This is a genomic window from Gallibacterium salpingitidis (assembly GCF_030517105.1).
Lineage (GTDB): Bacteria > Pseudomonadota > Gammaproteobacteria > Enterobacterales > Pasteurellaceae > Gallibacterium > Gallibacterium salpingitidis.
In genome coordinates, this window is sequence record NZ_CP103875.1 from 1,632,862 (window position 1) to 1,649,023 (window position 16,162).

General features: G+C 37.2%; 7 protein-coding genes and 4 pseudogenes. 2 read left to right on the forward strand and 9 right to left on the reverse strand.

The genetic code is table 11. The features are described from left to right. Positions 1–9: 9 nt before the first annotated feature. Positions 10–979: pseudogene (locus tag NYR30_RS07915) on the reverse strand (IS30 family transposase). Between the two features lie 134 nt (positions 980–1,113). Here NYR30_RS07915 and NYR30_RS07920 point away from each other — a divergent pair. Continuing rightward, a complete protein-coding gene (locus NYR30_RS07920) occupies positions 1,114–2,694 on the forward strand; it encodes a DNA recombination protein RmuC (protein WP_066113343.1) in 1,581 nt (526 codons plus the stop codon). An 87-nt stretch (positions 2,695–2,781) separates the two neighbouring features. After that, positions 2,782–3,108, forward strand: a pseudogene (locus tag NYR30_RS07925) (IS30 family transposase); the annotation flags it as partial. 571 nt (positions 3,109–3,679) lie between these two features. Here NYR30_RS07925 and NYR30_RS07930 read toward each other — a convergent pair. From NYR30_RS07930 to NYR30_RS13720, 8 genes and pseudogenes are all read right to left on the reverse strand, one after another. Continuing rightward, complete coding sequence (locus NYR30_RS07930; protein ID WP_302500407.1) at positions 3,680–3,916, reverse strand: hypothetical protein; 237 nt, start codon at positions 3,914–3,916, stop codon at positions 3,680–3,682. After that, positions 3,913–4,779, reverse strand: a complete 867-nt coding sequence (locus tag NYR30_RS07935) for a hypothetical protein (RefSeq protein WP_302500408.1) — start codon at positions 4,777–4,779, stop codon at positions 3,913–3,915. Before NYR30_RS07935 ends, NYR30_RS07930 begins: the two co-directional genes overlap by 4 nt. Before the next feature lie 132 nt (positions 4,780–4,911). Beyond that, positions 4,912–4,965 (reverse strand): annotated as a pseudogene (locus NYR30_RS13715) (hypothetical protein); the annotation flags it as partial. A 241-nt stretch (positions 4,966–5,206) separates the two neighbouring features. Continuing rightward, on the reverse strand, positions 5,207–6,214 hold the full coding sequence (locus tag NYR30_RS07945) for a VENN motif pre-toxin domain-containing protein (protein ID WP_302502464.1): 1,008 nt from the start codon (positions 6,212–6,214) through the stop codon (positions 5,207–5,209). 81 nt (positions 6,215–6,295) lie between these two features. Continuing rightward, complete coding sequence (locus NYR30_RS07950; protein ID WP_302500409.1) at positions 6,296–6,670, reverse strand: Imm41 family immunity protein; 375 nt, start codon at positions 6,668–6,670, stop codon at positions 6,296–6,298. A gap of 1 nt (position 6,671) precedes the next feature. Further along, positions 6,672–7,559, reverse strand: coding sequence for a toxin C-terminal domain-containing protein (locus NYR30_RS07955; RefSeq protein WP_302500410.1), 888 nt, complete (start codon positions 7,557–7,559; stop codon positions 6,672–6,674). A gap of 84 nt (positions 7,560–7,643) precedes the next feature. Next, positions 7,644–8,078, reverse strand: a complete 435-nt coding sequence (locus tag NYR30_RS07960) for a DUF6392 family protein (RefSeq protein ID WP_302500411.1) — start codon at positions 8,076–8,078, stop codon at positions 7,644–7,646. Positions 8,079–8,865: 787 nt separating this feature from the next. Next, a pseudogene (locus NYR30_RS13720) lies at positions 8,866–16,156 on the reverse strand (two-partner secretion domain-containing protein); the annotation flags it as partial. Between the last annotated feature and the right edge of the window lie 6 nt (positions 16,157–16,162).

Genomic DNA, 16,162 nt, shown 5'->3' on the forward strand with positions numbered 1-16,162 from the left:
CTTGAATTGTCAAACCAAGTGCAACACTTTATCAAAATAGACCTCATAAGGTGTTTTCCAATTTAAACATTTGCGTGGTCGGTGATTAAGTTTATCGACCGCTGCCTGTATCTTCACTTCTGAAACGGGCGTTATATCCATGCCTTTCGGGAAATACTGTCGCAATAACCCATTAGAGTTTTCATTCGTTCCCCGCTGCCAAGGCTGATGTGGCGGAGGAAAATAAAATTCAACATCAAGCGCTGATGTCACCTGCTGATGTTTGGCAAATTCCTTTCCTCTATCAGGCGTAATGCTCTTGAGTGGTTGATTTCTCAATGCTGTTTTCAGCGCCTTAACCACGTCTTCCGCTTTTTTTGAAGATAACTTCGTCGCAATCAGAAAGCGACTGCGTCTATCATTCAACGTCAGCAAACAGGCTTTGCCAAACTGCCCTGATACCGTATCCGCTTCCCAATCGCCCAAGCGGCTTCGCTCATTGGCTTCCTGTGGGCGTTGGTTTAACTCGTGGCTAATGATAATTTTGCCTCGTTTTTCTACACTGTTTGCACGATGACGCCGATTACCTTTATGGCGCAGATAGCGTTTCGCTGTTCTACGAGCGTTATCAAACAGACCGTCATTTATCGCCCGATAAATCGTGGTAAAACTAATTTGATATGGGCTGTTTTCTTGCTTCAATTGTTGCGAAATCTGCTCGGGCGACCAGTTATCCACGATGAACTTCTGCTTTACCAACTCAAACAGTGCAGTATTTTTTAGCTTCTTGTTCGGCTTACACTTAGCGCGTTTCTGCTGATAACGTTGTTGAGCCAACTGGGGCTGTATAGCCGCACTTTGAACAGCGTTTTAACTCTCTTGAAATCGTGGATTTATGCCGTTTAAGTGCAACGGCAATGCTGCTAATCGTGTGTCCCAATGCGTGAAAAATCATTATCTTTTCACGCTCATCTATTGTAAGATGGCGATAAGTGTTCATAAGTTTTCGTCCTTAATTTTTTCGAAAAATAAATTATAGCGGATTTCCTTATGAACACTTTTTTTATTTGTTGCACTTAGATTGTAAATTCAAGGGTAAAATATTGGTAAAAAAGTTATAGATAAGGAGCAATAATGGAAATTGGATTTTACCTTGCAATAGTAGTATTAGGGCTAATTTGTATTGGGCTATCAATTATGAATGTGCAATACAAGAAAAATGTAGCGTTCTTTCAGTTGCAATATGTACAAACTACCGGAGAATATAATAATTTATTAAAAAAAACAGAATTGTTAAACGAACAATACCAAATGACTGTACAAGAAAAAGTACGATTACAAGCAGAAAAACAAGGTATAGAAAGTTTATTGCAAGATAAAAGCATACAAAAGCAAGTAGTTGATAATGAACTTCTTGTCTTACAGGAGAAACAGCAACAGCTTATAAGTGAAATGACAAGATTGCGAGAAAGCTTTGGGCAAGTTTCTGCTCGTGCGGAGAAATTGGCACAGGATTTACAATATATGCAACAACAGATTACTAAAAGAGAAATAGTAATTACTGAGTATCAACAGCAAGTAACTCAACTTTCACAACAACAGGCAATATTAGAAACTAGTTTAAGCGAAAAAGAGAAGCATTTTAGTGAGCAACAACAATTATTAGAGAATAATAAAAAACAATTAACACTGGAATTTCAACAATTGGCTAATCAGATATTAGAAGAAAAAAGCCGTAGTTTCTCTAACTCAAATCAAACGGCACTAGATACATTGCTAAAGCCTTTTAAAGAGCAAATTGAGAGTTTTCAAAAACGTGTTAATGAGGTCCACTCTGAAACGTTGCGTGGTAATGCATCATTAGAGGCGGAATTAAAGAAGGTTTTAGATATTGGTTTAAATATGTCTAAAGAGGCTAATAATTTAACTAATGCACTCAAAGGACAGAAAAAAGTTTTAGGGAATTGGGGAGAAATGCAATTAGAGAATGCGTTACAGTCGGCAGGATTAATTGCAAATGAACACTATTTGGTACAAGCTCATTTTAAAGATAAAGAAGGAAATCGCCGTTATCCCGATTTTTTGATTAAATTGCCAGATAATAAACATATTGTGATCGATTGTAAGGTATCTTTAGTAGCTTATGAACAAGCGGTTGCTGCGATGGATGAACAGCAAGTTGATTTGCATCTACAAGAACATATTCGAGCGATTAAACAACATATTAAATCATTATCAGAGAAAGATTATAGCCATTTAGAAGGAATTCAAAGCCCTGATTTTGTATTGATGTTTATTCCGATTGAGCCCGCATACATTGAAGCGTTGAAACAAGAACAAAATTTATTTAATAGTGCTTATGAGAAAAATATTGTATTAGTTTCTTATACTACATTAATGCCAATTTTACGTACAATAGCAAACTTGTGGCGAATTGAAAAAGGGAATAAAGAAGCGCGTGAAATTAGTGATAAAGCAGGTGATATTTATAACCAAGTTTGTATTGTGGCAGAGCGATTGCAAAAATTAGGTAATAATTTATCTAATGTAATGAAACAATATAACGATACAGTTACTTCGTTTTCTGGGCAACGAGGATTATTTGGTAAGGTAGAGAGATTTCAATCATTATCAGTAAAAAATACGAAGATGTTACCTTCATTGGAGAATCTTACTGTAGATATTGAAGTTGAACGGTTAAATGGCAGCGAATAATAAAAAAGCGATCAGGTTGATCTTGCTTCGAAAAGTTGGACAATAATCAGATGGACTGAAGTTGGTATTGTACCTAGGTGATCGCTTAAGGCGATGGAAACAGCATTGAGAAATCAATCGCTCAAGAGCATTACGCCCGATAGAGGAAAAGAATTTGCCAAACATCAGCAGGTGACATCAGCGCTTGATGTTGAATTTTATTTTCCACCTCCACATCAGCCTTGGCAGCGGGGAACGAATGAAAACGCTAATGGGGTGTTGCGACAGTATTTCCCGAAAGGTATGGATATGACGCTCGTTTCAGAGGGGCAGATACAGGTGGTGGTCGATAAACTTAATCACCTACCACGCAAATGTTTAAATTGGAAAACACCTTATGAGGTCTATTTTGATAAAGTGTTGCACTTAGTTTGACAATTCAAGGTATTATCATTTGCAGATACAATACCTTGATAAATTGTATTAATAGATAATTGTTTTGATAGACTTTTTCCTGCCGTGATCCCACTTAAAACATAATTCATCATAGCCCCTTCAGGCGTAAATTTATCATTATAAACATCAAACCCCGTTGAAACTGTTCCTGCAATCAGAATCTCTCTAGGTAGATGTTTATTCTAATCTATATCTATTTCATTAGTGTACGGTAAGAATAATTCTAAATATCTTTGATTTACTTAATTAATTTTATATTTAACAATCCAGTAAGAAAAAGCCAACATTATTATTAACATTAGTTTATAAATTTTTCTATTATAATCTTCACTATAAGAAAACATAAAAATAAAGAAATAAAGGATAAAGAAATACTTTATCATAATGAACAGATATTCATAGTTAATAAAAAACTTTATATGATCTACTATACCTGTTCTTATATATAACATTATCCATATTACAAAAGGGGATAAAATCCATACAAATATAGTTCTATAAAAACTAGCTTTTATAAGTTCTAATTTTCTCATATATTCTACCTATAAAATTATTGTTTTTTTATTAACTTCCAAAAATCATCAGTAAATGACCATACAAAAAGTATTAACCACATCCATAAAAGGAATTTAAGATTAATATATAGATATTCTTTACTAAAAAAAAGATCTGTCTGATCAATAATATTTTTTTCCATATAATTTCTAAACCAAATCATACCTTGTAATGGGAGAATACATCCTAATGCATAACCAAAAGTTTTTCTTAATCTTGTTAATATATTCATTGCTTATTTTCCTTTTTATCAGTTAATTTATCTATTAACTCACCAGAAAAATTGCCTATACTTATACCTAAAGGTTCATTCCTAATGCTATTAGGTAATATATTTTGAATAAAACTTCCTCCAATCGTATTTTTTAAATAATTATTTTGATCTTCTAAATAAGTATTGCCATTATTACTTAATTTAGTATCTATTGCTGTTAAAGCATTTCCTAAAATTAATGAGGTTCCTGTTGGTGTATAAATTAAATAAGGTGCAGAAAAACCTGCTTTTAGAGCCTCACTATAATCTATTTTTCCATTAACAAGATATTGAGCACCTATATTCGTTCCTGAACCAATTAACACTCCATTGAAATATTGTTTTGGCGTGATTTTAGAAATACTTTCAATCCCTTCACCGATAGATTTGGTCATTGCAGTAGAATAAGGATTATAAGAATAATAGATACCCTCACTTATAAGAGGTGATAATTTATTCACCGCTTTTTCAGCTTGCAGAGCAGTGATAAAGGCTCTATCACTGATCCCTCTAGCAAGCGTTTCAACAGTAGTAACCCCTTTAATTATTGCGTTACCACTATTCCCAAGCACCGCCAATCCCTCTAAAGTGGATTTACCAAATTGATAATCTAATGAACTGTAAATCCTATGTGCAGCTTGGTATTTCTTATCTAATTCAGGGTTTGAATATTCTATTGCAGGTCCTGTCACATCCATTTTTAAAATATTCTTGGCGGTTTCAGGTTGCCAAGCTGCCGCTTCATTCACCCAATACATGAGTTGTTGATATTCTTGTGGGGTTAATGATGTTGGGTCTTTCTGATATTTAGTCAGCAAGGCATCAGAGACTTTATCTTTCATTTTGATGCTCGTAATACGTTCAACATCCTCTGGTGTTAGTACTTTTTTCTGAGCAAGTTTTTCTAGAATAGCAATCTCTTTTTCAGAAAGGGAGTTATTCTCAACCGCCCGTTTACCAATTTCTGCTGAACTAATCGCCCCTGCGGTACTGTCGCTAATTAACCCGCCGGCTAATCCATTCGCTATTTGATTTTACTTATGGAAATTCCTAGTGTACTTCTTTTTTAAATGATATTTATACCTACAAAAACTAATAAAAAAATATGGTATATATATTACTAAAGTAGTCTTTAAATTATCATATAGAAAATACCATTCCCAAAAAATAATACCTTCTTCCACATATATTCTTATTGTAAAAAGAATATATTTCAATAAAAAAAGAAAATATATACAGATAAAATATTTAAAACAAGAAGTATAAAAATTATTTGCTGTCATTATTTGCCTTATTAGTATTATTAAATTGTTTTTTTAATAGTTCTGAATCACCTAATATTTCACTAGCAAATCCAGATGAAATGGAATTTAAAAATGGATTTTTTAAATTAACTTTATTTATTGTTGAAGTCCCTAATGTACCAGCAACCGCACCAAAAGCATTCCAACCATAATCTTCTGAATTTTGTGTTGCCATTGAACTAATTCCAATATTAATACTAATTTGCTGTCCTAATGTTCTACCTCGTGTTAAAACTGTAGAAAGTTCTGCTTGTAATAAACTATATGGATCGTAAGCTTGGTCTTGTGTGAGCTGATAACCTGTATTAGCTATGGCTGTAGCTGTCATTTCTGTAAGCAACGGATACTTAACTGCTTTTTTCCCAACTAACAAGCCAATATCTTTCCCCATAGATAAAGCAGCAGCTCCCGTACTAGTTGTGCTTAGCCCTGCTCCAACAGCTCCGCCCAATACTAGCATTGGAATCTCAACACATCCTTTTCCTGCAATACAATCCAATGTATCTCTAAAGCCTTTTACATTCATACTTTCACTAACAACTACCCCTGATAATGACGGAATAGCCCCTCCATCAGGATAACTTTGAACTGCCTTAGCTACATCTTCTTTTGCATCGACACACATCGCTTGATTACCTGATTGACAGGCGTGTGCTGCTTTTTGCTCTCGTTCTAAGCTAATCTGTATCAAATCAGCCCTTTCTTTTCGTAAAGCTGCACAGCTAATGTCATCTGTTGCACAAATATTAACTAATTGTTTGTTAATTTCTTGTAGTCGTTCGGCTTCGTGCCTAAATAGATAGTTATTCTCAACCGCCCGTTTACCAATTTCTGCTGAACTAATCGCTCCTGCGGTATTGTCGCTAATCAAGCCACCGGCTAAACCACTGGCAAGTTGGCTTAAGGTAGAGACGGTTTGTTTTTGAGCTTCGGTGAGTTGGTCTGGTGTTTTTTGGTAAAGCTGTTCTGTGATTAGTTTTGCTGCTAACTCACCACTGACCGCACCCGCAGCGCCTGCTGCGGCATTGTTCCCTGTGGCATAGGCTTTTACTTCTCAGATAACACAATCGGGGGGATCATAAAAGAACCCTCTAGTTTCAATATTACTTTCACTAAATAACATTGAAATAATGTATTTAAATCTTTCATATCTATCATATATACTGCCATTTTTAATATTAGATGGTTTAAAATCATTCCAATTAGGAACAATAAGTAATTGAATTATTCTCATTATTCCCATTAATATATCCGTAGACACATTTTTTTCTATTCTATACATATTAGAAATTTCTAATAAAGATTTTTCTAATTTCCAATATTCAACGTCATTCCATTCTGAATAATCTAGCCATCTGCCAATAAATGAGTTTTCATCATATTGTTCAAAATAAGTTATATTTCTATAAAAATCATATAATTTATCCATTTTAATCACCTATTTTGTTTAAATTGATATCAAATGTACCATTTCTAGTTTCTTTTGAATTTAATTTCTCAGGGCTTGATGCTTCTTTCCAAGCCCCTCCATTATGTCCGTCAACATCTCGTGTTATATAGCTATTACCTTTTTTAAATACAGCTGCACCTGATTTTGTTCTATAATTTGTTTTTATATATCCCAATTCTTTAGCAACTTTTGCTGCATCACTATCTCTTTCAAAAACAGGTTTATTAGCTCTGATTATATTTGTAGGTTTCGTTTTTTTAGCAAAACTAGCAATCTTAGGAGATATTTTTATTCCTTGAGCTTGTTGAGAAGCAATAAAACTCTCTACCAAACCAACTATCGCTTTTTCAGTAATCGTTCTGTTTTCTTCAATAAAATTAAATTCTTTACTGTTCTCATCAATAATAAACTCAAGAAATTTATTTTGAGCTTCATAAGATAAATTGCTTAGTTTGGAATTAAAATACCCTACCAATTCAAAGGCTTTTTGATTTGCTTCTTCTAATGCTTTTTCTGTGCCGTAACGGCAGATTGCAGAATCAGTACAGTTTTCTGTTAATTCTTTATATTGCTTATCACTTAGCGCTTTAGCTTTTATAAAAATTTCTTCTATAGGCTGCTTATCTTTCTCCGCTGCTTCCAGCTCTCTAAATAAATCAGAAACTTGTCCACTAAGTAATCCATTATTCTCAACCGCCCGTTTACCAATTTCTGCTGAACTAATCGCCCCTGCGGTATTGTCGCTAATCAAGCCGCCGGCTAAACCACTGGCAAGTTGGCTTAAGGTGGATACCGTTTGTTTTTGAGCTTCGGTGAGTTGGTCTGGTGATTTTTGGTAAAGCTGTTCTGTGATAATTTTTGCTGCCAATTCACCGCCAACCGCCCCAGCTGCTCCTGCGGCAGCGTTGTTCCCTGTGGCATAGGCTTCTATTCATGACATTACTATTTCTTTCTAAATAAATAATGTAATTAATCTTATCTTATTATTTTCATCAAATTCAAAATGTATATATTTATTATTCTGAATATATCTAATCCAATTTTTTCCATTTTTCTCTGGTAATCCAAACTTATCAACAATATCATCTTTTCTTAAAGATATTGGTAAATTCACTATAAGACTATTCTTAAATCTATACGGAATATGCTCATCATCACCATCTATGAAAAAGAATATTGATTCAAGAATTTCTTGATTACTTTTTACTTCAAAAACAAAATCTACCCCACCTTTAAAAAATTGAAAATACACATTATAAGTTGATTCATATTCCAAACTATTTATTTCAAAATCAGTTCCTATTATTGCTATAGCGTCTAAAATTTTTTTAGATCCTTGATGCTCACCGAGTGCATCTAAAAAACAAGTAATATCACCATCAAACATTTTACTTTATTCCCCTTTCATGATTATTTTTGATTATTTCATTAATTACATTATCAATATCCTTTGTTTTATACCCCTTTTCAATTAATGAATTTCTCATTTTATTTAAATCACATTGTTGAGCTAGACATAAATTATTTGCATCATCAATTATTTGTTTTCTAGTATTGTTCCCTCCAAAAGTTCTACTATTAAGATGAATGTCTTTAGGAACAGCTACTGTAGTGGCTTCATCTCTTAAAATCTTTTCTTCTTTTGGTGATAACTTTCTTCCCAACTCATTTTCTTTTGCTTTTTTTAATGCTGCAAAAGAAGGAATATGATCTAAATCTAAATTATCTCCAACAACAGATCTTCTTTTTAAATCTTTATAACTACCAACATCTAAAGCTTTAACTTTCTCTAATTCTTCTGATGCTTTATTAAGATAATTAGTAGCTTCAGAAATATTACCTAATTTTTCAGCTTCTTTTGCCTTTTGAAAAGCTTGTTTAGCCGCTTTAAGAGGCTTTGTTGCAACATCAGAACCAGGAATAATTCCAACAGCAGCTAATAAATAGTCAACTCCATCTTCAGCTTCAGCAAACGATTTAGCGTCGCCAATTACAGGTGTTAAATCAGCTAAGAAAGAAGCTATATCCCCTGTTGTTTTTAGGTTTTCTATAAGCTCAGGATGTTCTCTTTCAAACTTATCAATAACCTGTTGATCAATCTCTTTATTTAATCTGGAAGCTTTTGCATTTATCGCCATTCCTTCTAGCTCTTCATTGGTATAATTAAGGTTGAAATTATTCTCCACCGCTCGTTTACCAATTTCAGCCGAGTTAATCGCTCCTGCGGTACTATCACTAATCAAGCCGCCCGCTAAGCCACTCGCTAATTGGCTTAATGTCGATACCGTTTGTTTTTGCGCTTCAGTAAGTTGTTCTGGTGATTTTTGATAGAGTTGCTCGGTGATTAGTTTTGCTGCTAACTCACCACTGACCGCACCTGCTGCTCCTGCTGCCGCATTGTTGCCTGTGGCATAGGCTTCAATGGCGCCCAATAAAGCGTGTGCCATTAGGTTCGCTTCAAGATTGACATTGCCATCTTTATCCGTGGTCGCTTCTTTGATTTGATGATTGATATACGGTGATAAACCACCTACCGCCGCTTGACTTGCATCACCTGTCGCTATCCCTTGTAAGACACCTGTGACCGCGCGTACTGCAAGTTGAATTTTTCCACCTTGTCCATACTCTTTTATGACGTCATTGGCGAGTCTTTTTTGTTCCAATGCGGCTGCATTGGTTTTATCTTCTTTAAGAATGGCTTCCGCTTCAGCTTTTTGGCGCTCTGCTTCGTCTAATTTTGGTTTTAAGACTAAGGTAATGCCATTATTGGCAATATCGCCTATCACTTGTGCCATCTCTTGACGAGCTTTCATTTCCTCCATATCCGCTTTCTGTACGCGTTCATTCGCTGTTGCGGTATCGCGGGATAGGGTAGTCGGTATCTCACCTTGTTGGGTAGTAAGCTGGATATTGCTACCGATGGCACTGTGTGTGGTGCTACTGTCTTGTTTATGAATATTCCCTAATGCACTTAATCCCGCTGCAAAGCCATTGGCAATATTTTGATTCATATTGGTGGAGATACCCGCACTGACGCTTTGCACCTTCACTTCGCTCTGATTTGCTATCGACTCTGCACTTAAACTTCCCGTTGTAAATTGGTTGTTTTCTGCCTTCGCTTGGCTTTCTACTATCGCTCCTTTTAAGTGGGTATTGCCTGCCACATTAACATTTAAGCCTGTTGCACCTGCTTGAATACCGCTTTGCGTTTCAACTTGAGCATAATTGAGCTTCGCTTTGTTCAGGCTCATATTCGCACTGGCATTGGAACCACTACCATAAATCGCCACTGATGCAGATACGCCCGCTTGAACTTGTTGGCTGTTATAGTGGTTGCTATCTTGACGGCTTTCTATCACTAAATTTTTGCCAACCTCAATATTGACCTTATCACCCGTCACAACCGCACCTTGTAAAGTGGTATCTTCACCACTGCGTAAGTTCACCGTTTGACCAGTCACTGTCGTATTACGTTGTGTTATCGTATCGCTGTTTTCATAGCCTTTACCTATCTGAGCAGAACCTTCTATGCCAAAGCCATAACTACCGCCGCTTGAACCGACAAAAACACCTGCACTCCAACCGCTATTTTTATTATCACTACGTTGGCTTGTGCTATCTTGAGCAGAGGAGAGATGGATATCTTTTGCCGACGTTAGCGATGCACTGTTTGCCGCTTGAATGGTTGAACCCACTACGTCAATATCACCTGCCGTCGTGGTGAGATTGATATTTCCGGCATTGAGAGTACTGCCTTGATGTACCACTTGTGTGGTTGTACTGCTAGATGAAGATTTGCTTGAACCAATACTGACGGAAACTTTAAAGTCCGCTTTTTGTCCAGATTGTACTGCATCAACAGTTTTCTTTGCTTCTTGAGCGGCAATGGCGCCTTCTTGTGCGGCTTTGATTTCATATAAAGCTTTTAAGCGACTGTCTTTCACTTGTTGACTACGTGCCAGACTTTCTCGCGCTTTCATTGCCATGTCAGTTGTTGGCGTTGATAAAGATACCGTTAAGCCAGATTGCTTAAATTCGTGCTGCTCTGTACTTTCGATAATATCTTTACCCGCTTCCACTTTAAGCGATTTTGCGGTGATATCAATTGTCTTGTCAGGTTGAGCAATTAAGTCAGTGCCTAAAATAGTCGCCTGTTGACCAGCAACTAAAGTCACATCACCGCCTAAGCTACCAATAGTCGCGCGCGCATCGGATTGGGTTGTTTCATGATCAGTGTAATCATGTTTTTCTGAACGACTACCAATAGTAAAACCTAATCCGCCGCTACTCATTAAACCGGATTTTTTCTTTGCATAAAAATCATCTTCTTTTCTGGTATTTTTAGCCGCTGAAATATCAAGTTCTTGAGCTTGTAATGTCACATTTTTGTCTGCAACAATTGTACTGCCTTCAACAGCAACTTTGCCTTGATTTGCCAGCAGGTGAACATTATTGCCTGCTAATTGAGAACCTTCCGCTACATCATATTGGTGATCATGTTTAGTCATGATAGTGGTACGACTTAGCAGACCTTTATCCGTATGTTTGATGCCTGAAGAGAGTTGCTCTTGTTTTCGTGCTGCATCGACATGGATATCACCTTGTTGACTAGCCAGAATAAGATCCTTTTTCGTGTCAATCTGGGTACCGCGTAAATTAATATCCTTTTGGGCGAGTAAGGTAGTGTTGCCTTTTGCTGTCAATGTGGTCGCAATATCATTATGTTGATCGAGTTTCCAATAATTGTCGGCATCCATAACATAATGTTCTTTATTGATTTCTGCTTGAGTACCTAATGTCAAGTTACCGCCGATATAAAGTGTTGCATTGTCAGTGTTTATCTTGACTGCATTTAATTGCGCATCACCTTGTGTGGTAAGAGTTAAATCATTTTTGACATTCAGTTGTGCTTGTTGATCAAGTTGGCGACGATAAAAGGTGCCATTATCTTGATTCTCACTAAAACGACTTTCAATCAGAATAGTATTAGCCGCTAAATTGAGGTTATTGGCAGTTAAAGTTCCACCTTGTTGGTAGAGACGATTGGTGATGTTGAAATTTAGTTGATCGGCGGTGATAGTGCCATAATTCTCCAAGTTTTGTGCAGAAATTTGTGTCAAATGGCGTCCTGCAATCAACCCGCTATTTTTCACTATCCCATCCATAGCCATATCAATCTCTCTTGCAGAGATAATAGCACCTGTTGGCTGAATATCGACATCACGTTTGACGAGATAAACTTGAGGGACAAGCACTTGAACTTGAGTACCGTCCTTTAAGGTGACGGTTTGAGGCGCAAGCCATACCATATCTTCGGTTAATTCCTGCATTTGTGCAGCACTAAGCGCAACACCAGGAATAAGTTGATAACGTTGTGCATAACGAATACCGGCATCCATTAATGCCTTGTATTGCTCATAATCAGAGGTGTAATTACCTAAGAAACGTTGTCCCGTTAATTGATTAATCTGTTCATTCACTAAACGTTGCTCGTAATAACCATCCCCTAATCGTTTGAGCATGGTTTGTGGATCTGCACGTAGTGCATCAAACATATAATCTGAGCTTAACCATTGTCGTTGATTAGTAAAGCGAGGATCAGTTTCAACTAATACATGGCTGTTAGTGGCAAGATTTAAACGATATAAACTTGCTTGAGGCAATAATTGATTCGGTAATACTGCACGTACGTGAGGTACTGCACTCAATGGTGTACTTTGGGTGAAATCCACCTGTAAATGATTTAATGCGGCTTGTTGAGCAATAGTTTGCTGACGAATCGCTGTTCCCGTTGGTTGAATAGCCTGTCCGATAGTGTTATCTACAATCTTAAAGTTAAAATATTCAATCGGATGAATATGATGATAATCCTGATAATTCTCTGAACGATGTCCATAACGAGGTCTGATAGGATTCTTGTCTTTATAAGCAACCTTCATAAAACTCTGACCATCATCTCGGCGATGAATCTCACCAATTAAATCTTCATTGATTAATTGAACATTATTGGCTGTTAAGGTTTCATTTTTAGTATTTTTCCTAAATCGTTGTTCGCCTAAGGTTAATGCTTTCCCCACTAAAATTTGGCTATATTGGTTGTGAAGTTGATTGCCATTAAGTGAAAGATTGCCTGCAATCAGAATTTTAGCGGGGTCGCGATGTTCAATGGTAGTGGTATCCGTTGTTCTGGTATATTCCCAGCCAAACCAATCATTTTGGGAGGGACTACGGCTGCCATCATAAAAGGCAAACCACGCTTTTCTGCTTTTTCTTGTCCAATCCAATTCGCCCTCAACGCCTTGACGATAACGTCGACTATTATTATTTTGCGCATATTCTTCGAATTTTTCTTTATCTGTGTGAATACCAAGACGTAAGTGTATAATCATGGTTCCATAAGCGTTGCGTATTGATATTACCATTTCCTAATGCTTCAATTGTTGCACTACCATTATCCACAAAAGTCGCTTGTCCAGTGGCATGATAACGATCATCCAATGCACCACCGATATAGAGATTGCCTTGACTTAAAATTAGAGCATGATCGTAATTAGTTAGGGTACCTACACCGAGATCTAGCCGTTCGCGTGCGGCAATCGTCGCGGATTGTTCGGCCTCTGGGAGATTATTGAGTGTATGTGATTGAATCGCTAATTGATCACCATAAATTCTACCACTGCCTAGATTATCTAATTGATTAGCAAAAATAATATTTTTGACACCATCAATTAATCCTCGGTTAAGTAAATACTCGGTTTTTAACAGCGTTTTTGGGGAACTTAATTCACTTTGCACTGGATTTTCAATGGATTTGGCTTCAATCGTTAACCCTTTTCCAGTAACGAGTTGTGTTTGATTGGCAAAATGGTTATCGACTTTTAAAGTCAGTTTGCCATCGACAGTAATTGGCGTATCTAAGCGGAAGTCATTATGAATTGAGAGTTTTGCATTAGCCGCACTTTTTACCTGCCCGATGTTTTCCCACTGTTTTAAGTCTAAGGTTAAATTGCCATGACTTTCTATTACACCTTGCTGATTATCGAGTTGTAGCTGATTACCTTTTACTTTTAGCCTATTTAATGACAACAACTCACCTTGTTGGTTATTGAGTAACTTAGCCACTGTGGCATTGAGTGCCTGACTCACATAAGCACCACCAGATTGGTTAAACCATTGATCGGTTTTCATCTCCAAAGTATCTGCAATTAACCCTTGTGTTGGCGTTTCGTTTTGCGCTTTAGTTTGTTGGTTCAATAGTAATGGGGTAGTAATGCGTAAAGTAGCTGCTTGGATTAACGATCCTGTTTGACTTAGTGCTTGGTTATCTAACTGTTGTTGGGCGGCGATGTCAGCCTGGTTTGCTTTGATAGTTCCAGCACGATTGTCAAGTTGTTGGGTTGTAATATTTGCTTGATTAGACTGGATAAGTCCAGTTTGATTATCAAGTTGTTGTGCAGTAATCTCGAACTGTTCAACCGCTAATAGTTTACCTTGCTGTTGATTATTTAACGTGGATGCAGTGAGATTGAAATTATGTTGGCTTTGTATTACACCTTGTTGGTTATTTAAGGTAGCTGTGATGAGTTGAATATCTTGTTGTGCAGAGACTAACCCTGATTGATTATTAAAGGTCTGTTGCTGTGTATTAATAAACAAGGAATGTGGTGTGGTTACTACGCCTTGTTGATTATCAAAGTCACCACCTTGATAGCGAAAATCACCTAAGGTACGTAATACACCCTGTTGATTATTGAGACCTTGTGCAAGTTGTAAATCAAGGAGATTGTTGCTAGTTTGTTGCCAATAGCCATATTGATTGTTAAGTGCATTTGCTTGAACGATAAAATGCTGGGCTTGTAATTGAGCATTTGGTGTGGCAAGGGTAGTCGGAGTATGTAAGGTAGCCGTTTTATCAATTAAAATTTCACTATTAGCTAGGTAAATATCTCCCTGTCTAGCGAGTAAAGTAAGGCGATTGGCACTGGTTTGACTTTGAGATAAATCTATTTCTGCCGCTTCAATATGGATATGATCAGAGGCAAGATTTTGTCCGTGTGCAATCGTATGTTGGTCAGCAAGAAGATGAAGTGTTTGTCCTTGTTCGCTATGTGGATTAATTGTTTTTTCTTCTGTTGTTGCCGTTGGTGTAAACTGTACACCCGCAGCGAGAACCGCGTCAGTTGAAGTTTCAATATGCTTCGCTTGATAAGTAATATTCCCCTCGGCCAAACTTTCACCAGATTGACTAATCGTTTCCTTGGATTTTAGGGTGATATTGCCTTTACTTTGGGCTTTGCCTTTGGCAATTAAACTGCCTTGTTGTTGAATCCCTTGCTGTTTACTGGTAGCTTGCAGATTTCCTTGTTGGCTATACATCACGCCAGACGCCTGATTTTCCATCTGATGTTGACTTTGCAGAGTAATATCTTGTTGGGCACCAATATAACCGGTATTCACTAGTTGCCCTTCCGTTGTGACTTTTACTTCACCTACAGCAGCACCAATATGGCCCGCGTTACGTACGCCTAAGCCATTTTCTGTTCCAATAAGGTGAATTTTATTGGCATACATACCACCTAATTCAGCCACATCAACCGCATAGCCAACAGGCTCGGTCGCGTCACCAGCCTGTATCACTTGGATACTGTCATTTTTAGCTGAAACCTGATTTTTTCCAGTCGTGACTTTTAATTCTTTTGCCCAAATCCCGGCATTGACTTTCACTTCTTTAGCGATGATGTCGGTATAATCCTGACGGCTGGTATCCATTCCTCGGCCAGAAACAGTGACAGCGCCTTTTTCTACGCGATACCCGGTGACTTGTCCATTTTCAATTTGTACTTCACCTGTGGTAAAGGTACTGCGTCCTGCATTAATCACCCCGCAGCCTTCGCAATGAATCCCACTTGGATTGGCAATAATCACATCGGCTTTACCGCCCGCTACTTCAATATAGCCTTTTAGTTGGCTTGGCTTAGTTGCATTGACTTCGTTTAAAATCACTTTGGCTTCGCCACCGACCAAATACGGATTGGCTTGTACCCAGCCACCTTGCTCGGTCTGCACATTCTTACGGCTATTGTTGAGAATTGCCCCTTTTTCGGCGACATCAAACTGTTGATATTTATTATGTGATAAGCCTTTATCATTTGGGGTTTGAATATTAACTTGCGGTAAACCATTTGCTGTTTGCAAAACGATCGGTTGTTGGTTTTTAGGCGCACTACTATCTGCTCGAATTTGTAATTCATCTGCTTGAGCGGACGCTAAATAGAAAAAGCCTAAAAGACTATATAACCCGACGGTTAAGGCTTTTAATCGCCAATGAGGGCGTTGACTAAGCGAAGCAGCATGGCAATGTTGACTTTCATGTTTGGCTTTTCCTTCACGCGTTGCAATTTCAGAAACCACCACTAAACGTTGTAATGTTTTACTAAAGATAATGCGATAAAGATGTTTATTCATCATTGA